Annotated in this window: 29 protein-coding genes and 1 pseudogene; 14 read left to right on the top strand and 16 right to left on the bottom strand. The window is 71.4% G+C overall.

The features are described from left to right. Positions 1 to 56 precede the first annotated feature (56 nt). From EP757_RS33250 to EP757_RS33235, 4 genes are all read left to right on the top strand, one after another. Entirely contained in the window at positions 57 to 650 is a 594-nt protein-coding gene (locus EP757_RS33250) for a DUF305 domain-containing protein (protein ID WP_127552362.1), read from the top strand. Between the two features lie 190 nt (positions 651 to 840). Further along, on the top strand, positions 841 to 1,263 hold the full coding sequence (locus EP757_RS33245) for a CAP domain-containing protein (protein WP_127554552.1): 423 nt from the start codon (positions 841 to 843) through the stop codon (positions 1,261 to 1,263). Positions 1,264 to 1,319: 56 nt separating this feature from the next. Then, positions 1,320 to 2,777 (top strand): amidohydrolase family protein, encoded by a 1,458-nt coding sequence (locus EP757_RS33240; protein WP_197725433.1) that lies wholly within the window; start codon positions 1,320 to 1,322, stop codon positions 2,775 to 2,777. Positions 2,778 to 2,921: 144 nt separating this feature from the next. Beyond that, the gene (locus EP757_RS33235) at positions 2,922 to 3,764 is read left to right on the top strand and encodes an ATP-grasp domain-containing protein (RefSeq protein WP_127552361.1); all 843 of its coding nucleotides are present in this window, start codon (positions 2,922 to 2,924) and stop codon (positions 3,762 to 3,764) included. 10 nt (positions 3,765 to 3,774) lie between these two features. Here the strand turns inward: EP757_RS33235 and EP757_RS33230 are convergent, their stop codons facing one another. Beyond that, positions 3,775 to 4,623, bottom strand: coding sequence for a helix-turn-helix domain-containing protein (locus EP757_RS33230; RefSeq protein WP_127552360.1), 849 nt, complete (start codon positions 4,621 to 4,623; stop codon positions 3,775 to 3,777). A 128-nt stretch (positions 4,624 to 4,751) separates the two neighbouring features. Here EP757_RS33230 and EP757_RS33225 point away from each other — a divergent pair, with 128 nt between their 5' ends. Beyond that, positions 4,752 to 5,591 carry an SDR family oxidoreductase gene (locus EP757_RS33225; RefSeq protein WP_127552359.1) on the top strand — a complete coding sequence of 280 codons (840 nt, stop codon included), beginning with the start codon at positions 4,752 to 4,754 and terminating at the stop codon, positions 5,589 to 5,591. 70 nt (positions 5,592 to 5,661) lie between these two features. On the opposite strand, the gene EP757_RS33220 is transcribed toward EP757_RS33225, so the two are convergent. The 10 genes from EP757_RS33220 to EP757_RS33175 all read right to left on the bottom strand — a co-directional run bounded on the left by EP757_RS33220 (position 5,662) and on the right by EP757_RS33175 (position 11,319). Then, positions 5,662 to 6,204: an EXLDI protein gene (locus tag EP757_RS33220; protein WP_160165958.1), complete on the bottom strand. Its 543-nt coding sequence runs from the start codon at positions 6,202 to 6,204 to the stop codon at positions 5,662 to 5,664. Positions 6,205 to 6,299: 95 nt separating this feature from the next. Next, positions 6,300 to 6,638, bottom strand: a complete 339-nt coding sequence (locus EP757_RS33215; protein WP_127552357.1) for a YnfA family protein — start codon at positions 6,636 to 6,638, stop codon at positions 6,300 to 6,302. A 26-nt stretch (positions 6,639 to 6,664) separates the two neighbouring features. Beyond that, a complete protein-coding gene (locus EP757_RS33210) occupies positions 6,665 to 6,931 on the bottom strand; it encodes a hypothetical protein (protein WP_127552356.1) in 267 nt (88 codons plus the stop codon). After that, the gene (locus EP757_RS33205; RefSeq protein WP_127552355.1) at positions 6,915 to 7,109 is read right to left on the bottom strand and encodes a MerR family DNA-binding transcriptional regulator; all 195 of its coding nucleotides are present in this window, start codon (positions 7,107 to 7,109) and stop codon (positions 6,915 to 6,917) included. The genes EP757_RS33210 and EP757_RS33205 overlap by 17 nt, the downstream gene beginning before the upstream one ends. Continuing rightward, the gene (locus EP757_RS33200; protein WP_127552354.1) at positions 7,106 to 7,432 is read right to left on the bottom strand and encodes a hypothetical protein; all 327 of its coding nucleotides are present in this window, start codon (positions 7,430 to 7,432) and stop codon (positions 7,106 to 7,108) included. The genes EP757_RS33205 and EP757_RS33200 overlap by 4 nt, the downstream gene beginning before the upstream one ends. Positions 7,433 to 7,596: 164 nt before the next feature. Next, positions 7,597 to 8,397, bottom strand: a complete 801-nt coding sequence (locus tag EP757_RS43050) for a hypothetical protein (RefSeq protein ID WP_160165957.1) — start codon at positions 8,395 to 8,397, stop codon at positions 7,597 to 7,599. Next, entirely contained in the window at positions 8,394 to 9,431 is a 1,038-nt protein-coding gene (locus tag EP757_RS33190) for a helix-turn-helix transcriptional regulator (protein ID WP_160165956.1), read from the bottom strand. Before EP757_RS33190 ends, EP757_RS43050 begins: the two co-directional genes overlap by 4 nt. Before the next feature lie 26 nt (positions 9,432 to 9,457). Beyond that, positions 9,458 to 9,781, bottom strand: a complete 324-nt coding sequence (locus EP757_RS33185; RefSeq protein ID WP_160165955.1) for an STAS domain-containing protein — start codon at positions 9,779 to 9,781, stop codon at positions 9,458 to 9,460. Positions 9,782 to 9,906: 125 nt separating this feature from the next. After that, on the bottom strand, positions 9,907 to 10,251 hold the full coding sequence (locus tag EP757_RS33180) for an MmpS family transport accessory protein (RefSeq protein ID WP_127552351.1): 345 nt from the start codon (positions 10,249 to 10,251) through the stop codon (positions 9,907 to 9,909). Between the two features lie 57 nt (positions 10,252 to 10,308). Then, positions 10,309 to 11,319, bottom strand: a complete 1,011-nt coding sequence (locus EP757_RS33175) for a hypothetical protein (protein ID WP_127552350.1) — start codon at positions 11,317 to 11,319, stop codon at positions 10,309 to 10,311. A gap of 373 nt (positions 11,320 to 11,692) precedes the next feature. Between EP757_RS33175 and EP757_RS43045 the strand changes: the two genes are divergently transcribed. Both EP757_RS43045 and EP757_RS33170 read left to right on the top strand, forming a co-directional pair. Beyond that, positions 11,693 to 11,836: a hypothetical protein gene (locus EP757_RS43045; RefSeq protein WP_160165954.1), complete on the top strand. Its 144-nt coding sequence runs from the start codon at positions 11,693 to 11,695 to the stop codon at positions 11,834 to 11,836. Next, positions 11,833 to 12,261, top strand: coding sequence for a hypothetical protein (locus EP757_RS33170; RefSeq protein WP_127552349.1), 429 nt, complete (start codon positions 11,833 to 11,835; stop codon positions 12,259 to 12,261). The genes EP757_RS43045 and EP757_RS33170 overlap by 4 nt, the downstream gene beginning before the upstream one ends. Here the strand turns inward: EP757_RS33170 and EP757_RS44195 are convergent. Further along, positions 12,240 to 12,542 (bottom strand): hypothetical protein, encoded by a 303-nt coding sequence (locus EP757_RS44195; RefSeq protein WP_232050125.1) that lies wholly within the window; start codon positions 12,540 to 12,542, stop codon positions 12,240 to 12,242. The genes EP757_RS33170 and EP757_RS44195 overlap by 22 nt on opposite strands. Here EP757_RS44195 and EP757_RS44190 point away from each other — a divergent pair. Next, positions 12,505 to 12,639, top strand: a pseudogene (locus EP757_RS44190) (cytochrome P450); the annotation flags it as partial. The gene EP757_RS44195 and the pseudogene EP757_RS44190 overlap by 38 nt on opposite strands. Before the next feature lie 174 nt (positions 12,640 to 12,813). Here EP757_RS44190 and EP757_RS33160 read toward each other — a convergent pair. Beyond that, positions 12,814 to 15,501, bottom strand: coding sequence for a bifunctional diguanylate cyclase/phosphodiesterase (locus EP757_RS33160; RefSeq protein WP_127552348.1), 2,688 nt, complete (start codon positions 15,499 to 15,501; stop codon positions 12,814 to 12,816). Between the two features lie 61 nt (positions 15,502 to 15,562). On the opposite strand from EP757_RS33160, the gene EP757_RS33155 reads away from it, so the two are divergent. From EP757_RS33155 to EP757_RS33135, 5 genes are read left to right on the top strand one after another with little or no spacing between them, the layout of a single operon-like run. Beyond that, the gene (locus tag EP757_RS33155) at positions 15,563 to 17,533 is read left to right on the top strand and encodes a bifunctional diguanylate cyclase/phosphodiesterase (protein WP_127552347.1); all 1,971 of its coding nucleotides are present in this window, start codon (positions 15,563 to 15,565) and stop codon (positions 17,531 to 17,533) included. 27 nt (positions 17,534 to 17,560) lie between these two features. Next, the gene (gene dctP / locus EP757_RS33150; RefSeq protein ID WP_127552346.1) at positions 17,561 to 18,550 is read left to right on the top strand and encodes a TRAP transporter substrate-binding protein DctP; all 990 of its coding nucleotides are present in this window, start codon (positions 17,561 to 17,563) and stop codon (positions 18,548 to 18,550) included. A 57-nt stretch (positions 18,551 to 18,607) separates the two neighbouring features. Next, the gene (locus tag EP757_RS33145) at positions 18,608 to 19,465 is read left to right on the top strand and encodes a DMT family transporter (RefSeq protein ID WP_127552345.1); all 858 of its coding nucleotides are present in this window, start codon (positions 18,608 to 18,610) and stop codon (positions 19,463 to 19,465) included. 11 nt (positions 19,466 to 19,476) lie between these two features. Next, a complete protein-coding gene (locus tag EP757_RS33140) occupies positions 19,477 to 20,487 on the top strand; it encodes an FAD-dependent oxidoreductase (protein ID WP_127552344.1) in 1,011 nt (336 codons plus the stop codon). After that, on the top strand, positions 20,487 to 21,230 hold the full coding sequence (locus EP757_RS33135) for a sulfite exporter TauE/SafE family protein (RefSeq protein WP_127552343.1): 744 nt from the start codon (positions 20,487 to 20,489) through the stop codon (positions 21,228 to 21,230). The genes EP757_RS33140 and EP757_RS33135 overlap by 1 nt, the downstream gene beginning before the upstream one ends. On the opposite strand, the gene EP757_RS33130 is transcribed toward EP757_RS33135, so the two are convergent. Next, positions 21,187 to 21,978 carry a GNAT family N-acetyltransferase gene (locus EP757_RS33130; protein ID WP_127552342.1) on the bottom strand — a complete coding sequence of 264 codons (792 nt, stop codon included), beginning with the start codon at positions 21,976 to 21,978 and terminating at the stop codon, positions 21,187 to 21,189. The genes EP757_RS33135 and EP757_RS33130 overlap by 44 nt on opposite strands. 3 nt (positions 21,979 to 21,981) lie before the next feature. Continuing rightward, positions 21,982 to 22,329 (bottom strand): flavodoxin domain-containing protein, encoded by a 348-nt coding sequence (locus EP757_RS33125; protein ID WP_127552341.1) that lies wholly within the window; start codon positions 22,327 to 22,329, stop codon positions 21,982 to 21,984. 294 nt (positions 22,330 to 22,623) lie between these two features. Between EP757_RS33125 and EP757_RS33120 the strand changes: the two genes are divergently transcribed. Continuing rightward, on the top strand, positions 22,624 to 24,936 hold the full coding sequence (locus EP757_RS33120) for a bifunctional diguanylate cyclase/phosphodiesterase (RefSeq protein ID WP_232050124.1): 2,313 nt from the start codon (positions 22,624 to 22,626) through the stop codon (positions 24,934 to 24,936). 29 nt (positions 24,937 to 24,965) lie between these two features. On the opposite strand, the gene EP757_RS33115 is transcribed toward EP757_RS33120, so the two are convergent. Then, on the bottom strand, positions 24,966 to 26,237 hold the full coding sequence (locus tag EP757_RS33115; protein ID WP_160165953.1) for a multidrug effflux MFS transporter: 1,272 nt from the start codon (positions 26,235 to 26,237) through the stop codon (positions 24,966 to 24,968). Positions 26,238 to 26,274: the final 37 nt, after the last annotated feature.

Here is a 26,274-nt window from a genome sequence, read left to right as displayed (position 1 = left end):
CGCGGCCGGCCCGGTCGTCGGGCCGGGCCGGCCGCGCTCTGCGGAGGGAGCCTTCCATGAACCGCCGTCTCGCTGCGGTGCTCAGCCTCGCGGTCACCGGCCTGACCGTCCTCCTGCTGCGTGACACCGGTGTGGTGCGGCCCGAGGCCGGACCGGTGGCGTCGGTGCGGGCCGGCGCGCCCACCGCCGTCGACGAGCACTACGCGCGCATGATGGTGGCGCACCACGAGCAGGCGGTCGCGATGAGCCGGACGCTGATCGCCAAGGGGCGGGTTCCGGAGCGGATCCGCCTGATCGCCGAGTTCATCGAGCGCGACCAGCAGCGCGAGATCGACGTGACGAACGCGTGGCTGCTCGCCTGGGGCCGGCCACCGATCGGCGCCGCCCCGGCCGGCGCGGACCACGGCATGCTGACCCGCGAACAGCTCGGCGAACTGGACCGGGCAGGCGCCCGGGCAGCGCCGGCCGTCTTCCTGCGCCTGATGATCGAACATCACCGGGGCGCCATCACGATGTCCCGGTCGCTGCTCGACGCCGGCGGTGGCAACGCCTACATCCACAGCATGGCCAAGCATGTGATCAACGAGCAGACGACGGAGAACGACGCGATGACCGCCCTGCTGAAGGAGAGCCAGGCCGAGGCGATGTAGCCGGGCCGGTGCTCGCAACCGGCCCGCGACCTTCACACTCCCCGGCGGTGATCGAACGTGCCCGGCCTGCGCCGAATAGAACGGTGCAAGCACGGAACACCGACGAAAGGGACTGCTCTTGCGTAACGCTCTTCGCCGCTTCGCCCTGGCCGCCGCTCTCATCGCCCCGGCCGCTCTCGGCCTCGCCACGATGACCGCCGGATCCGCTCAGGCCGCGCCGGTGAAGGCCAGCGAGACCACCCTGCAGACCGAGATCAACCGCCTCATCAACGTCCAGCGCACCGCGCACGGCTGCGCCGCGCTCAAGACCGACGCCAAGCTCACCACCGCCGCCCGCGGCCACAGCGCCTGGATGGCGCAGACCGGCACGTTCTCCCACACCGGCCGCAGCAACTCGAACTTCGTCGCCCGCAGCAAGGCCGCCGGCTACACGAAGCCGTCGGCGGAGAACATCGCCTGGGGCTACCGCACCGCCAAGCAGGTCGTCGACGGCTGGATGAAGAGCCCCGGCCACCGCACCAACATCCTCAACTGCAAGTCGACCACCGTCGGCGTCGGCGCCGTCTTCTCCGCCAACGGCACCCCGTACTACACCCAGGACTTCGGTTACTGAAAACCGGAAAGACCAGCGATGCCCCAGCCGATCCCCCTGCGGCTGGGGCATCGCCGTTGGCGCGTGATGCCGGAAATACGTCCGTCACAACATCTGATCGGTCAGGAAACAGCGGCCGGGACCCCGCCGCCGCGACCTCCCGGCACCGCACCGGCAGTGGCCGGAAGCCATCCCGCGGCCACTACCTGATCAAAGGGGCGGCGCTCGTCTCGGTCGACCCGAAGATAGGTAACCAGGCCCGCGCCGACATCGAGGTCAAGGACGGCCGGATCGTCGCGGTCGGCGCCGGCTTGAAGGCGCGAGGCGCGACCGTCATCGACGCCTCCCGCATGATCGCCATGCCCGGGTTCGTCGAGACGCACTACCACATGTGGAGTGCGCTGGGCCGCAACTTCGTCTCCACCGGCTTCGAATACTTCGCCGCGAAGACCGCCACCGTGGCCGCCTACCAGCCCGACGACTTCTACGACAGCGTGCTGCTCGGCCTCGTCGAAGCCGCCGGCGCCGGCATCACCACGGTCAACAACTGGGCGCACAACGTGCGCGGCCCGGCGTGGGCGGACGCCGAGTTGCAAGCGCACGCCGACGGTTTGGTCCGGGCGCGTTACTCGTACGGCCACCGCGACGGCCAGCCCGCCACCCAGCCGATCGACTTCGCCGACATCGACCGGGTCCGGCGTACCTGGTTCGGCGCGAAGTCACCGTTCGGCGGCCTCGTCCACCTCGGGGTGAACCTGCGCGGACCGGGTCAGCCGGCGAACTTCCACCTGGAGATGACCGAGTCCCGCAAGCGTGGCCTGCCGGTGTCGGTGCACTCCGGTCAGGGGCCGACGACCGCGGTGCACGCCGCCGACATCGAGAAGATGGGCTATCTCGGTCCGGACTTCCTGCTCTGCCACGCCCTGCCGTTCGACGAGGCCGACCGGCAGGCGATGGTCCGTACGAAATCTCCGGTCAGTTTCTCGGTCCACTCCGAGCTGCGTCTCGGCACCGCCGGCGGCTTCCACGGCCAGCTGCTGCGGATGCTCGCCGCCGGCATCACCGTCTCGCTCTCCTTCGACGCCTCCTCGCTGGCGCCGATCAACATGTTCGAGTCGATGAACGTGGCCTGGAATCTGGGCATCCCGTGGATCGGCACCGACACCGAGCAGCTGCCGGCCATGGTGTTCCGCCAGGCCATCGAGATGGCCACGATCAACGGCGCCCGGGCGCTCGGGCTGGACGCGGTGACCGGCTCGATCACCCCCGGCAAGCGGGCCGACATCGTGCTGATCCGCGCCGACGACATCAACATCGCACCGATCGGCGACCTGGAGTCGACGCTGGTGCGTTCGGCGACCCCGGCCAACATCGACACCGTGCTGATCGACGGGCGCATCGTGAAACGTCACCGCGAGATGGTCAGCCACGACACGGCCGCCGTCGTGCGCAACGCCGCCGTGGCCGCCCACGCGGTGCGTACCAGGGCCGGCGGGATCCTGACGCCGGCATCGCCGACCCCACCCCGATTCTGAGGACACCGTGATCGCGGGCGACGGAACGCCCCTCGTCCGCGATCACGCAATGGCCGCGGCGGGAGAGCTCGTTACCGGGCCGGCTTCTTCCAAGCGCGTGGAAATGGCGCGCGCCATGGCGGGTCCGGCGCCCATCATGGACCGATGCTGCTGCTGGTTCCCGCCGACGTCCTGCGCCCGCGCCGACCCGATGAGCACTTCGCCGACGAGGCGCAAGCAGCGCGGTACGCCGGAATCGAGGTCGCCGTCGTGGACCACGACGCACTGACCGGCGGAGGCGACCCGGACCAGGCCGTCGGCCGGGTGCCCGCCGGCGACGACGCGGTCTACCGCGGATGGATGCTGCGCAGCGAGCAGTACACGGCGATGGCCGGCGCGCTCACCGCACGCGGTGTCACGCTGCGGACCACCCCGCGCGACTATCAGCGCGGTCATGAACTGCCCGGCTGGTACGACACGATCCGTGAGCACACGCCGGACACGGTGTGGAGCGACGGGGACGGCCGGGAATCGTTCGCTGCGGCGTACGAGGAATGGGGATCCGGACCGGCGGTGCTGCGCGACTTCACCAAGTCGATGAAGCACTACTGGGATGAGGCCGCGTACATCCCGGCCGACGCCGGCACCGCGGGCGCCTGGGGGATCGCGGCGCGGATGCGGGAGCTGCGCGGCGACGACTTCACCGGGGGATTCGTGATCCGGCGGTTCGAGTCCTTCAGCGGTGCGGAGGTGCGTACCTGGTGGATCGGGGGTGAATGCCGCCTCGTGACCGCCCACCCGGACACCGACGCCGACCTGCCGCCCGCGGACCTGGACGTCAGCGCGTTCGCCCCGGCGATCCGCGCGCTGGACCTGCCGTTCGTGACCGCCGACCTCGTCCGGCACACCGACGGCCGGTGGCGGATCGTGGAGATCGGCGACGGCCAGGTCAGCGATCGTCCGCGCAGCACCCCGGCCGAAGACCTGATCACGGCACTGATCGGCTGAGGCTGCCGGTTCACTGCGGGTGATGCTCGGCGTCGCGGTCCTCGGCCGACGCCGCCAGCGTGGCCAGCAGGACGAGGCGGTCGGCGGCGGGGCTGCCGGGCTCCGCGTGATACACCACCATCTGCAGGCCGTCGCCGCCGATGATGGCGAGCTTCTCCCGCCGCAGTGACATCTCACCGACCTGCGGATGCCGGATGACTCCGGTGTCGTTGCCGCCCCGGTGGATGTCATGCCGCGCCCACAGCTTGCGGAACTGCTCGCTTTTCAGCGACAGCTCGCCGATCAGGGATTGCAGGCGCGGATCGTCGGTGTCGGCGCCCATCTCGGCACGCAGCTGCGCCACGACGTTGCCGATGTCGGCGTCGAGGTCCGGGTGGTACGTGCGGGCCTGCGGGTCGGTGAACAGCGCGACGAGGCGGTTGGTACCTGGTTGCATCAGCGGGGACAGCGAGATCGCCAGCGTGTTGGCGGCGAGCACGTCGCGGTAGCGGTTGACCACGAAGGCCGGCACGTTCAGCGTGGGCAGCAGCATCGCGATCCCCGCGGGTACCTGCTCGACGGAACGCCCCCTGGTGCGCCGTGGTTGAGGGCGGGCCAGGTCCGCGAGGTATCCGGCGCCTTCCGCGTCCAGTTTCAGCACCCGCGCGAGCGCTTCCACGACCTGCGCCGACGGTGTGCGGTCGCGGCCCTGTTCCAGCCGCAGGTAGTACTCGGCGCTGATGCCGGCGAGCATGGCCACCTCTTCGCGGCGCAGTCCCGGCACCCGCCGTAGTCCGCCGCCGGGCAGTCCTGCCTCGGCGGGTGTGACCAGCTCGCGGCGGGCCCGCAGGAAGTCACCGAGGGCGTTGTTCTTACTCATGATCACCACGGTAGCCGTCGCCGGGTGCGGGTTCCTGTTCCTGCTACTACCAGGAACAACGGGGATCTGCACACTGCCGCGGATCCGGCGGAGAGTGATCAGCAGGCAATCACGAAAGGGAACGTGAGATGGCATCGAAGACGTGGTTCATCACCGGAGTCAACAGCGGCTTCGGCCGGCAGATGACCGAGCAGCTGCTCGAGCGCGGCGATCGCGTCGCCGGCACGATCCGCAAGGCCGGCTCGGTCGACGACCTGATCGGCAAGTACGGCGAGCAGTTCTGGGTGGCCAACCTCGACGTGACCGACCTGCCGAACGTGCGGGCCACCGTCGACCGGGCGTTCGCCGAACTCGGCCGCATCGACGTGGTCGTCAACAACGCCGGCTACGGCCTGTTCGGCGCGGCCGAGGAACTCACCGACGAGCAGGTCCTCGGCCAGATCAACACCAACCTGATCGGTTCCATCGCCGTGGTCCGCGCGGCCCTGCCGCACCTGCGGGGGCAGGGCGGTGGCCGGGTCATCCAGATCTCCACGTACGGCGGCCAGGCCACCAACCCGGGCGCGTCGCTGTACCACGCGGGCAAGTGGGGCATCGAGGGCTTCATCGAGGGCACCGCCAAGGACGTGGCCCCGTTCGGCATCGAGATGACCATCGTCGAGCCCGGCGGCGCCCGCACCGAGTTCCGGTTCGACAGCCTGCAACTGGCCGCGCCGAACCCCGCCTACGACGGCACCCCGGCGGCGATGGTCCGCGGCGCCAAGGACCGCAGCCGCCCGCCGCTGGGCGACCCGGCGAAGATGGCCGCCCGGATCATCGACAGCGCCGACCAGAGCCCGGCGCCGATGCGGCTGGTGCTCGGCTCGGACGCGTACAAGTTCGTGACGGCGGCGCTGCGCGAGCGGCTCGCCCAGATCGAGCCGCAGCAGGCCGTCGCCGCCTCGACCGACTGGGTCGAACAGCAGTGACCAGCCTGCCCGGCACGGTGGCCCTGGTCACCGGCTCGGCGCGGGGTATCGGCAGGGCGATCGTCAGCGGTCAGATGTCGAGATCCTCCACCTCCGGCTCCTCGCGGATACTCTGCAGCGCCACCACATACAACTCCGCCGGCAACAGCGGCTCCAGCTCCTCCACCGTGTCGACGACGGCGAACGTGGCCTGCGCCGGCGTCCGCATCCACGCCTGGTCCGGGGACCAGTCGCCGATCCAGCCTCGCCAGCCGGTCGACCACTTCTTGCTGCGCTCCGCGTTCGAGCCGACCGGGGTCGTCAGCGCCGACCGGGAGTGATGAACCGCGAACCGGCCCTTGCTGGTACGGAACAGCGAATACGTCTCCTCGCCCTCGTTGCCGGCGGACGTCCACTCGCCCAGGGCGGTGCCGAGGAAGCGTTTGACGGAGGAACTGCCGAGACCGACCTTGACGGTGATCTCGTCGTACCCGGCTTGTTTGGCCTCTTCGATCTGAATCAGCCGGCGCAGCGCCGTGACGATGGCGCCGGACAGGTTGCCGCCCGTCAACTCCTGGGCGCGGTGCAGCAGGGACATGTCGTCGTCGGAAATGTAGATCGTCTTGTTCGGCATCCGAACCACCTCCGCTGAGGAGTATACGCATACTTGTAACGATACGCACATGCATACGTACACGGATTGGGGTGAAGATCAGTGAGGCCGGTGGGTCAGGCTGCCGTGCGCGGCGCATACATGATCACGACGACGCCGATCAGGCAGATCGCGGCGCCGATGACGTCCCACCGATCCGGCCGGAACTTGTCGACGACCATGCCCCAGACGAGCGACCCGGCCACGAAGACCCCGCCGTACGCGGCAAGGATCCTCCCGAAGTTGGCGTCCGGCTGCAGGGTGGCGACGAACCCGTAGGCGCCGAGCGCGACGACCCCGGCGGCGACCCACCACAGGCCGCGGTTCTCCCGCCACCCCTGCCAGATCAGCCACGCCCCGCCGATCTCAGCGAGCGCGGCGAGAGCGAACAGCAGCAGCGAGCGGGCGACGGTCATGCCCGAAACCTACCCGTACGTGATCATCAGCGTGCCGAGCAGGCACAGTCGCCTCCCGCACAGGCGGCACGGCGGTGCCGGCGGGAAGCCCACCACCAGGCGCCGCCGGCGGCCGCGGCCAGGGCGAGGGCGACGCCCGGCAGCCAGGCGGTGGCCGCGGCCCAGCCCGCTCCGGACACGACACCGGCGGCGAGGAGCAGCGGAAGGAGGCAGCAGGCGGCACAGGCGATCCCGGACAGCCCGGTGAGACCGGCCGGCAGCAGGCGGCGGGCGTGGTCAGCTTCGGCCGGCATCGGGGACTCCGCGGGTGATGGTGGCGAACGGGATCGGGCAGCACGGCTGATCGGCGCAGGTCGCCAGGTCGTCGCAGCGCTCCGGTTCGGCGAGCAGCCCCCGCCGCTCGTAGTAGCGCAGGGTCTGCGGATTCACCCCGGCCGCGCCGGCGAGTTGGCTGCTGCGCAGACCGGTCATGACCGCATCCGACCGGCCGCCCGCTGCTGCAGCGCGTCGAGGACCGCGACCTGCGCCTCCGGAACCGTCACGTCCAGCCGCAGCCCGTCGCCGCCCGGCGAGAACGCGAAGCGGAAGAACGAGCAGCAGCTACTCTCCCTGGCGGTCAACGCGCGGGCGGCCGGTCCGGCGATCGGATCGAGGTCCCAGCTCAGCGTCGTGCGTGACGGCCGCTGCTGGCCACGCAGTGCGGTGCTGAACAGATCGTCGAACGCGGCCAGCCGCAGCGGGCGGTCGGCGGTGGGCAGGGTGCATGCGTCGGGCACCCACTCGGCGGTGGTCATGCATCGACGGTAAGGCCGTACCCGGGTACAGGATGCAACCCGGAGTCTCAGCCGATCCGGATGCCGAGCAGCCCGCCACCGCGATGCGGCGCCTCCGTCTGCAGCAGGGCGGACTGGACCTCCGCGCGGAACTCGGTGCCGTGACATGGCTGCGAAGCCTGGGTTCACGGCTCGCCGCAGGCGCCGGCGGGCAGGTAGAGCCCGTGCGCGGCGGCGTACAGCAGGGCCTTCGCTCGTGAAGAGACGCCCAGTTTGTGGCGGATGACGTCCATCATCGCGATCGTGTCCCGGGTGCGGCGGCCGGCGAGACGCATGCCGAGCAGGGTCAGCTCGTGGTGGGTGAGGTCGCGCAGGTCGGGTGGGGTGGAGAGCAGTGCGACCCCGATGCGGTGGCCTGGCGGGATGTCCGCGGTGGAGAGCACGGTGACCTGGGCGTATCGGCTGGAGGCGCCGGCCAGATAGCTGGCGGGGGCGGCGCCCGTGGTGAGGCAGGCGCGGGCCTCGGCGAGGGTGGGGGAGCCGCGGGTCAGCAGGGGATGACCTGGCAGGCCGGGTAGCTCCTCGGTGTCGCCCGCTCGCGTGAGGACGATCCCGGCGTAGGTGGCGGTGACCAGGGAAGCCGTCACTGCCAGGGCCGGACGAGGGTCGACGGCGTGGGCGATGAGCGGGCCCACCGTGCCGAGGAGTGCGGCCAGCCCCGCGGGAATCGCCGTCGAGCCGCGGAAATGCAGGCCGAGCAGTCCGTCCGCGGCGTCCAGCTCGGTCACCACGACGGTGTCGTCGGGCTCGCACCCTCGTTGGATCACCGGCTCGTGACGGTCTCGTTCGGGGTCACGGAGGGTGATGCTGACTCCGTCGTACCGGAGAAGGGCCTGTAAAGGATGCAGGAGAGCGGTGGCTCGGATCGTGAGCGGGCCGGGACCATAGGCGACGGCCGTGAGCTCGGCGATCAGCGTATCGATCATGACACTGCGGCTCGTTGGGGGCCGAGGCTGAGCTCGGCGGGGATGTAGAGACCCTGGCGCAGAGCCTTGACGGCGGCGAGGGTGCGGGTCGGCGCCACCAGCTTGATCATGATGTGCTCGAGGTGGGCCACGGCCGTGCGCGGCGCCATCCGCAGGGCCACGGCGATCTCGGTGTTGCTGCATCCGTCGACCAGCAGGCCGAGCACCTGCAACTCGCGCAGCGTGAGGCCATGTTGATCGGGTGGCGGCGACAGGACGACGACGGCGTGCAGATCACTGGCCGGCTGTGGCGGGCAGGCCAGAGCGGTGACCCGGACGAATCCGGGACCGGCCGCGAAACTGAGGAACGTGAAGAGTTGTGGTCCGCCGCGCAGCCGCCCGGCCGTCGCCCGCAACAGCGGGGAACCCTCATCGAGCACCGGATCGCCGGGCAGACCGGGCACGGCGACGGTCGTCTCGGCATGGGTCAGCCCTACACCGGCATGGGCGTTCGCGACCAGGGCGGCGACCGCGGCGACCGAGCGCAGCGGGTCGAGGATGTCGGCGATCAGCCGGGTGACCTGGTGCAGCAGGCGTACCTCATCGTCGCCCGGACCCTGCCCGTTGGCACTCTGCAGTCCGAGATTGCCCAGGTAGCGGCCGTCGGCGGTGGTCAGCACCAACCCGATCGCGGAGCGGAACCCGGCCGGACGCATTATCTCCCACCAGCCACGCATCGCCGCTGATCCAGGCATCAGATCATTGACTTGTACGGGTGGCTGATGTGGCCGCAACAGCGCCACCTGAGCGAAGTCCTCGATCAGTTGCGGGCTCTCATGGTAGTGCCGCACCCGGGCGGAGTGTCCGCGACTGGTCAGCGACACCTGACGCTGCACCCGCGGATCGAACAGGCCGACGAAGCCGGCGTCGAACGGGTACACCTTGTGCAGCAGGTCCAGCACGGCCTCGGCTCGATCCCGGCCGGAGAGCGCGGACCCGCCGATGCGGGACAGCTCTGCTGCCAGGTGCGACAGGTGACGCGGGTCGGCAGCCATCACCCAGTATCGCCCCGGCCGGCGGATCAAGCAGGTCGGTGACCCCATAAGTGTTCGATGTGGCACAGTCGCATCAACAGGTCGACACATTGGCTGGCAGCGGTGATCCGTACGCGATGCCTGGCCTCACCGAGCAGGCCGACGGCCTGGATGGCGCGCAGCCCGGCGCAGTCACAGAACGTGAGGCCGGTCAGGTCCAGGTGCACCCGGTGGGGGCGATACTCGGCCAGCAGCAGTGCCATCCCCGCCAGGAACTGCGAGCGCGTGCCGAAGTCGAGCTCGCCGCGTACACAGACGAGACAGTCTCCGCCGGCGGTTGTGGACATTCGCACGGTGAGGGTGTCGTACACCGCGATCGCCTCCCCCTTTTGCCGCGAGGCTATGAGGTGCCGCGACCGCCCACATCGGTGAAATTTCCTACGCCACCGCGTTCACGGTTCGCCGGGCCGGCCGCTCGGGCGTGAGGTGCGCGCGTCTACCCCAGAGTGGCGGTGCAGCCGGCCGCCTGCGCCGACGTCGACTCGGCCGCCGGCTCGCCGTCGACGAGGATGCGGCAGGTGACGGTGTCATCGGGGCGGGACAGCGCGGCCAGCGTCACGAAACCACTGAGGCGTTTCACCGTGACCGTCAGAGTCCACGGTGTCGCCAGCCGCCCGCCGTCCGACTGCTCGTCCCCGCTGCCGACCCGCCACTGGACCCGGCCGACCGACCCGCTGCCGGTCGAGATCTCCAGCCGAACCGAGCGCTCAACGGACACATGAATCCACCAGAATCCGGACAGGACGAGCACGACAAAGACAGCGACGAGCTTGAATTTCACCGCCGCAGCATAGTCAGGCGGACAGGTCGATCGTGGTCCCGACGTCCTGAGCGGGCTTCAGCGCCAGGCCATGCCGAGCAGGCCGAAGATGCCTCGCCGGTTCGACGGGCTGGTCACCGCGAGCAGCCGGTCCACGACGGCCGGGCCGGACCAGCCCAAGGCCTGGGCCCGCGCCTGCCGGAAGGCGGCCACCGGGCTGTCGCGATAGAACCAGGGGTACGCCGAACAGTACGGACCGGCCGCCCGGAACATCGCCGCCGCCGATTCACGCTCCCGCATCAGGGTGAACGCCAGCGCGAACGTGTTCACCACCTGAACCCACCCGATGCCGCGCCGGAACTCCGGGTGCAGCACCGAGCGCTCGGCCGCCGCGACGACATCCCGGCGGACCTCGGGCCGCCGGAAGTAGTGATCACCGCTCTCCAGCCACCCCTCGAGGTGCGCCTCGGCCACGAGAGTCGCGGTGTGCGCGCCCGCGGGAGCCGTCAGCATCGCCTCGCGGGCGAACGCCAGGACCGCCGGCCACGAACCACCCCACTTCGGGCTCAGCTGCTGCACCATCTGGCTCTGCGCGATGTAATGGTGCGGATCGATCTCGGCGACCCGGGCGTACCGCGCTCGTGCCTCGACCAGGCCGAACTCCAGCCCGCGGGCGGTCAGCAGCGAGGCCGACCAGAGCGCCGGGTCGGACGGGGTGCGGTCAAGGGCGGCCCGCAACACCTTCTCGGCCTCGAACAGGCGGGCGTGAAACCGCGCGAACCGCCACCGGCCGACGTACCGGGCACGAGCCCCGGTCCGGATCCGCCAGGCACCCGCGATCATGAGATAGCCGAGCGTCGCCGCGGCCGTGCTGTCGTCCGGATCGGCGGCGGTCACCCGGTCCAGCAGCGCACCGACTCGCCGGGTGTCGTCGACGCCACGAATGATCGCGGTCCGGTCGCCCGGCTCGGCCTGGTCCAGTACGGCCCGGCAGGCCTGCCAGTCGCCGGCCCGCAGACCCGCACGCACCGTGGCGACCTCGGGATACGCGGCATCCGGCTTCACCCGAACCAGGAATCGATCACTCATGGCCGAGAGCGTAGATGATCATCTCTGACTCAGCGGTTCTCGGTGTCCGCGCATGCCGCCGGACCAACTCCTGTCCAGGCTCCCGGTGCCCGGCTCGACTCCCGCTCCCGGCGGCTCGGCATCGTCCGCCTCCCACTCCTGGCGGATCTTGAGCGATTGGCCACCTCATGGGGTGGAGAAACGCTCAAGATCCGCAGTGGGGGCTGGCGTCACTCGCTGCGAGGTGGGGGCTGGCGCCGCGGTGCGCAGTGGGGGCCGGCGCCACGCGCTGCGAGGTGAGGGCTGGCGCCACACGCCGACGCGCCGCACCGCCGAGGTGACGGCAGCGATCGCCCCTGCTCTGCCGAGGACGAGCCCGCATGCTGTAGAAAGCATGATCATGCTGCCCGACGATCTGGTGCGCATCCCTGACAGCCCCCACGACGGGATCGACCTGACAGGCCGCTATCTGGACGACTGGGCCGGAATCACGACGTCGTCGGTGATCGCCTCTGCGGAGCATGAGGCACCCGAGTGAACGTCGGCGACCGGCTGGTCATCTCCGCTGAGCCCTTCGATTCGCAGGTCACCAGGGTCACCGCCAGATATGTGACGGTCACGTGGCCATGGCGTGAGCAGGATCCCGAGTCCGAGAACGTGTGGCGAGGCGCGTTCAGCTTCCGCGCGGATCCGGACCATCCCGACTGGAACAACACGCCGTGGCGGATCGAACCCGACGTCGCGGAACTGGAGGCCGGGATGAATTGCATGGTGGGGATACCGCCGACGGAGGTTCGCATCGCCGCCGTCTGGAAGTATGAGCCGCCCGCTGACTACGGTTTCCTGCCGAGGCCGGACTACGGCATCGCTGTCGTTCCGGTGGACCAGGCCGACGACCCGGAAGCGGGATACGAGATCTATCCGAACGGTGCCGAGCCGATTCAGATCGATGTGGTGGGATAGGCGAGGTTTGCCGCACCGTCGAGGAGCACGCCTGGTCCACCGTCGTCATCACCGGTGGCGCCGGTCCGGCCGACCTGGTCACGGCGATGTCGCAGATCGTCGCCTCCCTGCGTGAGCTGCTCGCCCGCAAACGCGCCCAGCCCGCCGACGATCTGCTCAGTGCGCTGCCGGCGGTCGTCGACGACGGGGACCGGCTCACTCTGCCGGTACCCGGAACACCGCGACCCGGACCGGCTGCCCGCCGTGGTGGAGGAGGTGCTGGTCTCGCTGCCGGCGGTCAACCGCGACCCGGACCGGTTCAGTGACCCGGACGCCTTCGACCCCGGCCGCGACGACGCCGGGCATCTGGCGTTCGGGCACGGCGTCCACTTCTGCCTGAGCGCGCCCCTGGCCCGCCTCGAGGCGCGGATCGCCGTGGGCCGTGTGTTCGCCCGCTTCCCGGATCTGCGCCTCGCGGTCCCGCCCGAGCACCTGTCCTGGCGCGGCGGCCTGCTGATGCACGGCCCGGCCGAGCTGCCGGTGCGCCTGACCGCTGACCAGACCTCGTGCGGATCAGGGAGCCTCGCGCAGACGACGGCGGTCGATGCGCGATCCGGCCGAAGCACCGCTGGACGAAGCGCCGCTGGGCGAAGCGCCGCCGGACGAAGTGCCGCTCATGAGGGCGCGCAGATCGGCCGCCGGCATCGGGCGGGCGAAGTAGAAGCCCTGGGCACGTTCGTAGCCGAGCGCGGTCAGCCGGGCGGCCTGCTCGGCGGTCTCGACGCCTTCGGCGACGGCTTGCAGGCCGAACGCCCGGGCCATCTGCACGACGGCGTCGGCGATCGCGGAGGAGTCGTCGTCGGGCACGAACGAGCGGTCCAGTTTGATCTGGTCGGCGGGGAAGCTGGCGAGCAGGCTGAGCGTGGACGCGCCGGTGCCGAAGTCGTCGAGCGAGAGCCGTACGCCGCTGTCGCGCAGCGCCCGCAGGTTGTCGCTGGTGGCGCCGCCGCCGACCGCCAGCGATTCGGTGATCTCCACGGTGAGCCGGTGTGCCGGCAGGCCGCTGTCGCGCAGCGCCGCCGCCACCAGGTCCGGGAAGTTCGGTTCGCGCAGCTGGCGGGCGGAGACGTTCACCGACACGGTTCGTCCGCCGGGCCAGCCGGCGGCTTCGCGGACGGCGTCGCGCAGCACCCAGGCGCCGAGCGCGACGATGAGGCCGCTCTGCTCGGCGGTGTCGATGAACGCGCCGGGCCCGAGCAGGCCCTCGGTGGGGTGCTGCCAGCGGACCAGGGCCTCGGCGCCGGTGATCCGGCCGTCGGGCAGGGTCACGACCGGCTGGAAGTAGGTCACCAGCTGACCGGTTTCGATCGCGGTGTGCAGTTCGGTGACGCGGCGCCGGCGTTCGGCACCGTGGGCTTCCATGCCGGGCCGGTAGCGTTCGACGGCACCCTGGCCGCGGGCTTTCGCCTCGTGCATGGCGATGCCGGCGCGGCGCAGCAGGTCGCCGGGGTCGTCGCCGCCGTGGCCGTCGACGACGCCGAAGCGGGCGCGGACGGTCATCGGCTCACCGCCGATGACGGCGGGTTCGAGCAGGGCCGTCATGATCCGGGTCAGCACCTGGTCGACGGCCGCGCTGTCGGCGCCTTCGAACAGCACCGCGAACTCGTCGCCGCCGAGCCGGGCGACCGTGTCGGCCGGGCGCACGCCGGCGCGCAGCCGCTCGGCCACGTGCACCAGCAGCGCGTCGCCGGTCGCGTGCCCGAGCGAGTCGTTGATGGTCTTGAAGTCGTGCAGGTCGACCAGGACGATGCCGACCGGGGTGTCCGGGCCGGCGCCGCTGACGGCGGCGGCGAGGCGTTTGCCGAACAGCGACCGGTTGGCCAGCGAGGTCAGCGGGTCGTGGCTGGCCTCGTAGCTGAGCCGGTCCCGTACCTCGCGGGTCTCGGTGATGTCGCGGGCGTTGCTCACGATGCCGCCGACGCTGGGCTCGTCGGTGAGGTTCGCGCTGGTCACCTCGAGCCAGCGGTGACTGCCGTCGGCGTGCCGTGCCCGTACTTGATAGGTCGTGACGTCGCCGGGCGCCTCGGGGACGGGCGGCCGGTCGTCCGGGTGCATCAGCCGCATGACCGGGGTGCCGATCAGGTCGTCCGGGTCGGCGCCGAGCATGGTCCGCGCCGCCGGGCTGACGTAGATGAGCGTGCCCGAGGGATCGGTGATGGTCACCATGTCGGTGGAGTTCTGCACCAGCAGGCGAAACCGCTTCTCCTGTACGCCGATGCGCGCGAGCAGGGCGTCGTTGAGCCGGAAGGCGATCAGTTGCCGGATCACGACCAACGTCGTCAGCGTCACCGCGACACCGTCGATGAGCAGCCCGCTCCCGGTGTGCTCGACGTTGTTGTAGATCATCAGTGCGTCCACGGCGGCGATCGCCACGTACGGCATCAGGCTGTAGCCGCGCGGGGCTCGCTGCGGCCGGGCGCCGGCGGCGGTGTCGACGACCTGGACCCGGGCCCCGGTCGCCGTCGTGAACGCGGCCAGTGGCAGGACCAGCAGCAGCAGGTTGCCGGTGGGCTGGTGGGGGTGCAGGAAGCTGATCGCCGAGCCGAGTCCGCCGATCAGCGCCGACCCGCCGATCCAGGCGAGCCCGCGCCGGGCGAACGCGTCGACGCCGGCCAGTACGACCTTCGCGGCCAGGTAGACGCCGTTGAGGCCGGCACCCATGATCACGACTGCGGACGCCACCCGGACCGCGGAGACCCGGCCGTCGTCGAACTGGGCGGAGGCGACGAAATGCCAGATCAGCAGGCCGGCCGCCGCGGTGAGGGTGCCCAGGTCCAGCCACACCCCGACCAGGCGGGCCCGGCCCCGGGCGCTGAACGGCAGCCCGACCAGCGGCCAGGTGAGCACCAGACCGGCGAGAACGTGCAGCACCACTGACGCTGCCAGCAGCCCGTCGCCGGCGCCGGCTCCGGCCAGGATCCGCAGCACCGCCACGCCGACGAACAGCGTTATCCCGGCCCGCGCGGTGCGCCAGTAGCGGCGGACCACCGGAGCGGACGCCGGATCGGTCTCGGCGCGGCGGCACAGCATCAGGGTCGGCACGATGACCGCGACCAGCAGCAGCCAGTTCACCGGGCCGGGCCACAGCGGGCCGGTGTGTTCCTGCAGCAGGAAAGCACCGGCGGCGACGATCGTCAGCGCCGTGACAGCCAGGAACGCCCGGTCGGCGAAGAGCGGCGGACGGGCGGACGGGGCACGCACCACCCTCCCATCGACAGCACCACGGCCTCAATTGAGCAAAGCGCGCGCCGAACAAGACCGTGTGAAGGTGAACGGCGCCGGCGACCGGTCGGCGCGCGGGCGGTGGGCCCGCCTGCTGCATGCTCGCGCGACGGCACGCTCGGCCATCGCCGGTACCGCCGCGGGCATCGTCATCCTGGCCGCGTCGGCGGTCCTGGCCTCCACCGGCACGGCCGACACCACCGAAGAGGTCCGCCGCGTCCAGACGATCACCCAGACCATGAACAAGATCTCGGTGCAGATCAACAGCGAGGACGCGGCGCTGCGCGGGTATCTGGCGACCGGCGGCACCGAGTACCGCCGTGCGGAACTGGTCGGCAAGCTCGGCGCCGCCCGCGCCGACCTGGACTGGCTGCAGCGGACGAACGCCGTCGACCGGGCCGAACTCGACGCGATCCGCGGCAGCTATGAGAACTACAACCGGATCGTTCTGGACATCATGGCGCATACCGACGACGGCGCGAACGTCTCCGGATACACCGACCTCGCCTCGCTCACCTTCGCCCCGCTGCGCGACAGCGTCCTGGCCATCGGCGATCACCACCAGCAGGAGCTCTCCGCCTACCTGACCGAGGTGAACCGGCGCGCCGACCTGCTGCAGGTCGTCGCCGTGGCGACGATCTGCGTCGTGCTGGCGCTGTTCGCGCTCTGCGCCTGGGTGCTCATCGGCTACCAGCGGCGCGCCGAACGCCAGGCCGCCCAGCGGCTGCACGAGGCCACCCACGACTCGCTGACCGGGCTCGGCAACCGCGCCAAGCTGCACCACGAGCTCGACGCCGCCGTCCGCCGCGGCCTGCCGTTCAGCCTGCTGCTGATCGACCTCGACCGGTTCAAGGAGGTGAACGACACGCTCGGCCACCACGCCGGCGACGAGCTGCTCGTCGAGGTCGCGCACCGCCTCGGCGACGACCGCCGCGCCGGTGACGTCGTGGTGCGGCTCGGCGGCGACGAGTTCGCGCTGGTCCTGCCGGCCGCGCCGGACCAGGCCCAGCAGGCCGGCCACCGGATCCTGGACGCGCTGCGCCGGCCGATCTCGCTCAATGACCTGCTCGTCGACATCGACGCCAGCATCGGCGTCGCCTCCTACCCGGGTGACGGCCACGACGCCGAACAGCTGCTGCAGCACGCCGACGTCGCCATGTACGACGCCAAGCGCCGCCACGGTGGTGTCGCCGCGTACGACCCGGCGCTCGACACCGGCGACACCAGCCGGCTGAGCCTGCAGAGCGAGCTGCGGCAGGGCATCGGCCGCGGCGAGCTCGTGGTCTACTACCAGCCGAAGATCGACGTGGCGAGCCGCCGGCCGTGCGGCGCCGAGGCCCTGGTCCGCTGGCAGCACCCGACGCGGGGGCTGCTCGGCCCGGACGCGTTCATCCCGCCGGCCGAGGAGAGCGGACTGATCGACCTGGTCACCGCGGACGTGCTGAACCAGGCGCTGGCCCAGCTGGGCCGGTGGGCGGCGCTCGGCCATGAGCTTCCGGTGTCGGTGAACATCCCGGCGCGGTCGCTCACCGATGAGGCGTTTCCCGGCGTGATCACCGACGCGCTGGCGCGGCACCGCGTACCCCCCAGGCTCTTGACCTTGGAAATCACCGAGAGTGCGGTGGTCACCGACATGGAACGCGCCGGTGAGGTGCTGCGGCGGCTGCGCGAGCGGGGCGTCAACATCTCGATCGACGACTTCGGGACCGGGTACTCCTCGATCGCGCACCTGCGGGACATGCCCCCGCACGAGTTGAAGATCGACCGCAGTTTCGTGATGAAGATGAGCGAGGACACCCGCGACGAGACCATCGTGCGGGCGATCGTCGACCTGGCCAAGAACCTGCGGCTGCGGGTCGTCGCCGAGGGCGTCGAGAACGAGGACGCGCTGCGCGCTCTCGGTGACCTCGGCTGTGACGAGGCGCAGGGCTACCACATCAGCCGCCCGCTGCCGGCCGCCGAGCTGACCGCCTGGCTGGACCGGTCGGGTATGGCGATAACCGCCGGCTGAGACCGCCACCGGCACTACCGTGAGAGCGTGGATCGCCGAGCCCTGCTGACCTCGGTGGCAGCGGTCGCCGGCGGGCTGGCGACCGGATGCTCCCGCGGTTCCTCGGACACGGCCGAGCCCGTGGACGTGCTGCTCGGCGAATCGGTGCAGCCGGCGAGCCCGATGGTGGCCGCCGAGAAGTTCTTCGCCGCGAAGGTGTCCGAGCTGACCGGCGGCCTGTGCCGGGTGACCGTGAAACCCGGCGGTGAGCTCGGCGACGAGCAGCGCATGGCGGAGATGCTGCGTACCGGGAAGCTGGCCTTCTGCAAGACGCTGCTGGCGAACCTCACCGCCTACGACAAGCGGCTCGGGGTGGCCAGCCTGCCGTTCGCCTTCACCGGACGCGACCAGTGTCTGGACAGCATGCGCGGCGACTTCGGCAAGCGGTGCGCCGCCATCCTGTCCGAGCACGGGCTGGTCATGCTCGGCTTCTTCTACGCCGGAGACCGCAACTTCTACAACCGGACCCGGGCCGTGACCACCCCCGCCGACCTCAAGGGCCTGCGCATCCGCGTGCCGCAGAGCATCGTGGCGATCGACATGATCAACGCGCTCGGCGCCACCGCGGTGCCGCTCGCGACCAACGACATCGGCTCGGCCCTGAAACAGGGGCTGGTCGACGGCGCCGAGAACAGCGTCGTCTTCTACACCACCGAGCAGCATCAGCAGTACGCGCCGTACTTCTCCTGGACCGGGCACCAGCAGGGCGTCGACGTCCTGCTCGCGAGCGCCGCGTGGCTCGACGCGCGACCGGCCGCCATGCGGGACCAGGTCAGGCAGGCCGGGCAACTCGCCCAGGAGGAGGAGATCCGGCTCTGGGCCCGGGCCACGAACGACAAGACCGAGCTGGCACGGCAGCAGGGCAGCCGGTTCAACGACGCCGACACCGACGCGTTCCGGAAGGCCCTCGCCAAGGTGATCAGCAATCACCGGGGCACCTTCGGCGACCTCGCCGCACTGCTGCCGGCCCTGTCCTGACGAGCACCGGTACACGGACGATCCAGCCGGGCGCCGGCGCGGCCCTACGGTCGGGCGATGAAGACGACGCCGCTGCTCGTGCTGTCGTCCGTCGCGTGTGCGCAGACGGGCGGGGCGGTCGCCCGTACCCTCTTCGATGCCGGTGGCCCCACCGGCGTGCTCCTGACGCGCCTGGCCCTCGCCGCGCTGGTCTTCGCGATCGTCGTCCGGCCGTCGGTCCGATCGTGGACGCGAGCGGCGTGGCGGGCCACCGCGCTGCTCGGCGTCTTCTCGGCGAGCCTGAACCTGCTGTCCTACCTGGCCCTGAGCATGGCGCCGCAGGGGATCGTCGTGACCGCGTCGTTCGCCGGACCGCTGGTGCTGTCGCTGCTGCAGACCCGCCGTCCCGCCGACCTGATCTGGGCGCTGACGGCCGGGACCGGGGTGCTGCTGCTCGGCCTGCGCGCCGGTTCCGAGGTGCCGCCGGCCGGGCTGCTGCTCGCCCTGGCCGCCGGCGGGTGCGGCGCCGGGTACATCGTGTTCAGCGCCCGCGTCGGCCAGGTCGTGCCCGGACTCGGCGGCCTCGCCGTCTCGTTCGCCGTCGGCGCGCTCATGGTGCTGCCGTTCGGCGCGGCCGGCGCCGGCGAGGCACTGCGTCACCCCGGTCTGATCCCCGGCTTGGTCGCGGTCGCGGTGCTTTCCTCGATCATCCCGTACGCCCTGGAGCTGATCTCCCTGCGCTCCCTGCCGACCCGGGTGTTCAGCGTCCTGATGAGCCTGCAGCCCGCCGCCGCGGTGATCGCCGGGCTGCTCATCCTGGACCAGCGCCTGGGACCGATCCCGATCGCGGCATCGGTGCTGGTCACCGCGGCGAGTGTGGGAGTCGCCCGGCCCCGCGCCGATCGTCACGTTGCGTTGACGCGAGGTCGCGGATAGCGTCGGCCATCATGAAGATCGCCGTGGTGGGGGGAGGGGTCGTCGGCCTGTCGACGACCGCGGAGCTGATCCGGCTCGGACACGACGTCACGTGTTTCGAAGCCGGTGAGCCGATGGGGGAACGCTCGGCCGGCGATACCCGGATCTTCCGGCTGGCACACGCCCACCCCGACATGGTGGAACTCGCGGCCCGGTCCCGGCGGCTGTTCCCGGACGGCGTCATCGACGAGGTCGGCACGGTCGTCAGCGGTCCCGGCAGTGAGACGTGGGCGCGGGCCATGGCCGAGGCCGGTGCGGTCCACGAGACCCCCGACGCGGGTCTGCGGCTGCCGGCCCGCGACATCACCGGCCCGGTCCTGCTCGACCCGGCCGGCGGCGTCATCCGCGTCGACCGGCTGCGTGCCCACCTGATCGGAATCAGCCACCGCCACCTGCGGGCCGCCCGCGTGGATCTGCTGGAGTTCGCCGGCGATCGGGTGCGGGTGTGGAGTCCGGACGGGCCGGAGGTGTTCGACACCGCCCTCATCTGCGCGGGCGCCGAGACGTCCACCCTGGCCGGCGGCGTGGGCATCACGGTGCCGTCCGCGCTGGAGCACCACGTCCGGTTCAGCTTCCCGATCCGGGCGGACGCGCCACAGCCGATGCAGTGCTGGATCACGCTGGGGGAGTTCGGGACGTACCAGCACCGCGCCGCCCCGGGGACCTGGGCGATCGGCGCGGACGTCGACCCGGCGAAGGTGTCCTGGGCCGGCGGCCGGGAAGCGGCGGAACAGGCATCGCACGAGGCTGTCACGGCGTACGTGATCAAGGAATTGCCCTTCCTGGAACCGCGGGTGACGGGATCGCTGTACTGCACGCACGACCCGGACCTCAGCGACGGCCTGCAGTTCCTGCGCGGCGGCCCGGTGCTGACCGTCTACGGCGAGAACCTGATGAAGTTCGCGCCGCTGCTGGGGAGCATCCTCGCCGAAGCCCTGGTGGACGGATCGACTCCGGTGGACGCCGGCCCGAACGCTCGCTGATGCCCCTGGCCGTCGTGGCGATCGCCCTGGTCGTGGGCGTTTTCATCGGTGCCGTCGGTGTCGGAGGAGTCGGCCTGCCACCCGCGCTGACCTGGTTCGCCGGCCTCGATCCGCACACCGCCTCCGGGACGAGCAGCCTCAGCTTCCTGTTCACCGGTCTGGCCGGGACGCTGATGTACGCACGGCACCGTGCCATGCCGTGGCGCTTCGCCGGATGGCTGACCCTCGGCGCGGCGGTCGCGGCCCTGCCCGGCGCGTTCGTGAACGGCCTGCTCCCGGACCGGGTCGCCCTCGTCCCGCTCGGCGTCTTCGTCACGGCGGCCGGCTTCTACAACCTGCTGTCCCGGCCGCGCCCGCCCCGGGCGATCCGCCCGGCGCTCGCTGTGGTCACGGGCGCGGCCGTCGGGTTCTGCTCGGCGCTGACCGGAACCGGCGGCCCGGTCTTCCTCATCCCGGTGCTGCTGTCCCTCGGCGTCCCCGCTGTCGAGGCCGTCGCGGCCGGCCAGCTGATCCAGTTGCCGCTGGTGGCGTTCGCGACCAGCGGCTATGCGCTGCAGGGATCGGTCGACGCGGGGCTGGGCTGCCTCATCGGGGTCCTCGCCGCGGCCGGGGTCGTGGTGGGCGCGCGCATCGCACTGCGGGTTCGCCGTCTGGAGCGTTTCGCCGCGATGACGCTGGTCGGCTTCGGGCTTCTGGTACTCACACTGACGGTGGCGTCCACTGGTAGTGCCTCGACGTCGTGATCTGGTGGAAGCCGGCTCGTCGCAGGATGGGGGCGCTGTCCGGCGACGCGTCGACGTGCAGCAGGCGGGAGCCGCGGGCGGCCGCCTCCCTGCCCCGGGCGGCGAGCGTCGCACGGTAGAGGCCGCGCCCTCGCCAGTCGGCCACGGTCGTACCCCCGAGGAAGGCCACGAAGTCGGTGCCGGGGTGGTAGTGCGACCAGGCGGTGCACAGGAACCGGCCGTCCGCCTCGACGACCCAGATGGTGATCTGATCGGGGTCGGCCGACATGCGGGAGGCGAGGTCGGCGGCCACCCAGGAACAGTCGAAGCCCCACACCTCGGTCTGCTGGTCGGCGATGCGGCGGAAATCGTCGTCGCCGCCGGCTCTCCGCAGGACGACACCCGCGGGCAGAACCGGTTCGGCCGCCACGTCGGCGGATTCGCCGATCAGCACCGCCGACGGCGCCCACGGCTCGAAACCGGCGGCCGTCAGCCGTTCCGGAAGCTCCGCCGGCAGGTCGTGAGCGCGCGTCTTCCATTCGACGGGCTCATGGCGCCGGGCGAAATAGTCCCGCTGCCGCATGATGAGACGATCGAGGTCCGCGCCGGTCATTCCCAGGTCGCGTTCTGCCCGAATCCGTCCCATGTGCTCGCCGACGATCCGCAGCAGAGGGCCGTCGTGTTCATGGGTCACGCCGGTCGGGACGACACCGGGAGGAATGCGCATCTGGGCGTCGTAGGCAGCCAGCAACTCGGCGGTATCGGCCATGCCTCAGCCTACGTGCTGCCGCTCCCGCGCGATGGCCGCCAGCTCGGCGCCCCACCGGCGGGCGCGGGTGATCTCCCCGTCGGTCAGCGGCCCGGTCACCCCGCCGACGGCGAACGTCTCCGCCGCGGCCAGCTCTCCCTTGCCGGCGGCGTCGGCGCGTGTGCTCGGCCGGCTCAGGCTGAACGCGTGCGTGGGCGCCCCCGCGACCAGGACGTCCGCATCGCCGACCGCCGGCCGATCCTGCACATCGGCGACGATGACGTCGAGCGATTCGCCGAGCCCTTCCGCGAGGGCCCGGGCCACCGCCTCGGTGTTGCCGAACATGGATTCGTAGACGACGAGTGCTTTCACCGCACACCCCCGGGCCTTGTACCTCCGAAGCTCTGCCTCGTCAGCCCAGCTTGAACCCGGCAGGATGGGCGCGGTCAGGGTCGAACGGCCCCCGGACAGCGCCCTACCGCCTCGACCACCCGATTGATCATCCCCGGTTGCAGCCGCGCACACGGTGAGGTCCGGCCCAGGCCGCTCGTCTGAGCACCGGCCGCCGCGGACAGGGCCGAGGGCGCCCGGCTGTCCTCAAAGGATCAGATTGTCGAACGTTCGGGGGAGATCGTCGGGGGAGGGCGGGCCACTAGTGTCGCTCCCGTGACGCTGGGAGTGCTTCCGTTGGTGGTCCGGCCGGGGGACGACCCGGTCGTCGCGGAGGCCTGGCGTTATGTGCAGGCGACCGTCGCGGTGGCCGCCGTCGGGGCGGTCTGGTGTGTGGCCTATCTGCGGTTCGGGGCCGGTGTCGAAGCGGTTGCGTACGTGTTCGTGCCGATCGGGGCGGTGTTCGCGGTCGCGGCGGTCCGGCACCTGACGCGCCGGGGCGGGCAGCCGGGGTTCTGGCAGGCGGTGCTGGCGGCGCTGGTGTTCATCACGGCCGGGTACGCGTGGCTGGCCGTTGACATGCTGACGCACGCTGCTGAGGCCCGTACCAGGACGATGCCCGCACCGGCAGCGGCGTGCGTGATCGTCGGCTTCCTCATCGCGATCGGGGCCCTGGCCAGGGTGCCGGTCGTGGCCGCCGGCCGGACCGAGCGGTGGCGGATCGGGCTGGACCGGACGATCGCGTTTCTCGGGTGTGCTGCGGCGTTCTGGTGGGCCGGGGTCGCGCCGATGCTGGATGCGCGGGAGCCGTGGAGCCGGCAGGCGATGCTGATCGTCGGTCTCGGTTTCCTGGTGGCGGTCGGGGCGGCGACGAAGGTGTCGTACATCGCCGGTGGCCCGGTCGATCGGGTGGCGATGCGGATGATCGCGGCGAGCGGCGGTGTGCCGGCCGGGGCGGTGTCGGTGCTGGCCGTGCAGTTCGGCCTGGTCGCGAGCGTCCCGGCGCAGGCGATCGTGATGCCGCTGGCGCCGGTTCTGGTGACCCTCGGGGTGGCGGCGCAGTGCCGTGCCGACCGCGGGCCGCGGCCCGAACCCGCCCACACCGGCGTGCTGCTGCCGTACCTGGCGGTGGTGCTGGCCGACGTGCCGCTGATCGCCGTCGCGTTCGGGGCGCCGCTGAGCAGCCCGGTCCGGATCGTGCTGGTCGCCGCGGTGGTGGTGACCGCGCTGGTCATGGCCCGGCAGTTCCTGGTCCACCGGGAGAACGCGCGGCTGCTGCACCAGGCCCGCCTGCAGGAGGCGCGGCTGCAGTACGAGGTCAGCCACGACGGCTTGACCGGGCTGGCCAACCGGGCGCTGTTCCGGGAGCGGCTGACCGCCGCGCTGCCTGCCGGACCGACGTCGGTGCTGCTCATCGACCTGGACGACTTCCAGGCCGTCAACGACCTGCTCGGTCACGAGGTGGGCGACCGCCTGCTGGTCGCGGTGGCGCGCCTGCTCCGCGCCGAGGCCGGCGACCGGGGCCTCCCGGTCCGGGTGGGCGGTGACGAGTTCGCGGTGCTGCTGACCGGCGCCGATCCGGAAGAGCTGGCCGGACGCCTTCTGGCCGCCTTCGAGCAGCCGATCAGCGAGCATCGGCTGCTGGTCCGGGCGAGTATCGGCGTGGTGACCGCCGCGCCCGGCGACACCGCGGGCGCGGTGCTGCGGAACGCGGACGTCGCGACGTACACGGCCAAGCAGCGCGGCAAGGCCGGCTTCGTGCGGTACGCGGACGGGATGGGCGAGCCGGTCCTCGCGGACATGCGGCTCGGCGCCGAGCTGCGGCGGGCCCTCGACGACGGCGAGTTGCGGGTCGTCTACCAGCCGATCGTGCGGCTGGACGGCTACCGGGTGGTCGGCGTGGAGGCGCTGGTCCGCTGGCATCACCCGGAGCGGGGCGTGGTCAGCCCGGCCGAGTTCATCCCGGCCGCCGAACGCACCGGGCTGATCGTGCCGCTGGGCCGGTTCGTGCTGCGCGAGACGTGCCGGCAGGCGGCCGCGTGGCTGGCCGAGTTCGGCCCGGACGCGCTGGACGAGGCGGGGCTGAACGTCTCGGCGCGGCAACTGCACGACCCGGACTTCGTCGCCGACGTGGCGGCCGCGCTCGCGGACAGCGGGCTGCCCTGTGAGCGGCTGGTTCTCGAGGTGACCGAGTCGGCGGTGCTGCGCGGCCAGCAGGTCTCCCGGGTGCTGCACGAGCTCGACCGGATGGGTATCCGGCTGGCGCTCGACGACTTCGGCACCGGTGAGTCCTCGCTGAGCCTGCTGCGCGCCTTCCCGGCCGCGATCGTGAAGCTGGACAAGTCGTTCGTGGACGGCATCGAGATCGACGATGGCCTGCCCGCTGCCGTCGAGGCCCGGCAGGCGGTCGCCCGCGCGGTGATCCAGCTCGCGCACGCGCTGAGACTGGACACCGTCGCGGAGGGCATCGAGAGCCCTGAGCAGGTCGCCACGCTGCGCGAACTCGGCTACACCCGCGGGCAGGGCTTCCACCTCGCCGAGCCGATGTCCGCGGACGGCGTTTCGCTTCTGCTTGCCGGTCAGCGCTGAGGAGCATTCCTCGTACGGGGAAAAGGCGGTTATCGGGAATCGGCGGTCGCGAGCGTGGGAGTGCGGGTGGGTGGCTCCTCGTCGCCGGGCTCGAGGGTGAAGCGGCGGGAGGCGATCGAGAGGCAGGCGGCCAGCGAGAAGGCGACCACCATGCAGCTCGCCATGACGAGCACCGTCTGACTGCCGAACGTGCCGGTCAGCGGTGTGGTGAGCGCGCCGGCCAGGAAGGGCAGGCCGCCACCGAGAGCGGAGGCGGTGCCGGGGAGCCGGCGACCGGCGTTCTGGGCGATCGCCGCGTTCGACGGCAGGTACATCCCGAGGCCGGCGGTCATCGCGGCGAGCGCGCACCAGACGACGGCGAGCGGCGGGCGGTGATCGGTGGACAGCACTGCCGACAGGAACAGCGTCAGCACGGCCGTGGTCTGCAACGTGATCGCGGTCCGGCGCAGGACCACCGCGCCGAGACGCTTGACGAGCAGGCGGAACAGCACGCTGGTCGACACCATGGCGACGGCGTTGACGGTGAACAGCAGGGTGTACTCGTGCCGGCTGAGCCCGAGGTCCTCCTGGAGCACGAACGACGAGCCGCCGATGTAGACGAAGAACCCCGCGGTGGTCAGGCATTGCACGAACACCGGGCGGGCGAAGCGCGGGTCGGAGAGCAGCTCCTTCGACCGTTTCGCCAGCTGGGTCAGGCCGCCGGGATGACGGCGATCGGGCGGGAGGGTCTCGGGCAGCGCCGTCGTGGAGCCGGCGATCATCGCCACGCCGACCAGCGCCAGGAACCAGAAGACGATCCGCCAGTCGCCGAAGGTGAGCAGAACGCCGCCGATCGCGGGGGCGAGGACCGGGCCGAGCAGGCTGATCGCGGCGAGCGTGCCGAACAGGGCGGCGGCCTCGCGTCCGCGGTACCGGTCGGTGACGACGGCCCGGCCGCACGCGACGGCGGTGCCGGCCGCGATGCCCTGCACGGCACGGGCCGCGACCAGCAGCCATCCGGTCGGGGCGATCGCGCAGAGCATCGACATGACGGTGAAGACCACGCAGGCGCCGACGATGATCCGGCGGCGGCCGCGGGCGTCGCTGACCGGGCCGGAGACGAGCTGCCCGGCGGCCATGCCGGCGATGAACGCGGTCATCGTCAGCTGGGCGACCGACGAGCTGGTGTGCAGGGAGGTTTGCACCTCCGGCAGGGCGGCGATGTAGGTGTCGGTGGCGAGGGCGCTCGTGCCGGTGACGAGCAGCAGCGCGATCAGTTTCGGATGCCGGGCCCGGGCCGCGAATAACGATGAAATCAACATGATCCCTTGAAGTGGTGGAACGCGTTTGCCAGAGTAA

This window comes from Actinoplanes sp. OR16 (assembly GCF_004001265.1).
GTDB lineage: Bacteria > Actinomycetota > Actinomycetes > Mycobacteriales > Micromonosporaceae > Actinoplanes.
Note: the sequence above shows the minus strand (reverse complement) of the source record. Positions and strands in the feature narration are given on the sequence as shown.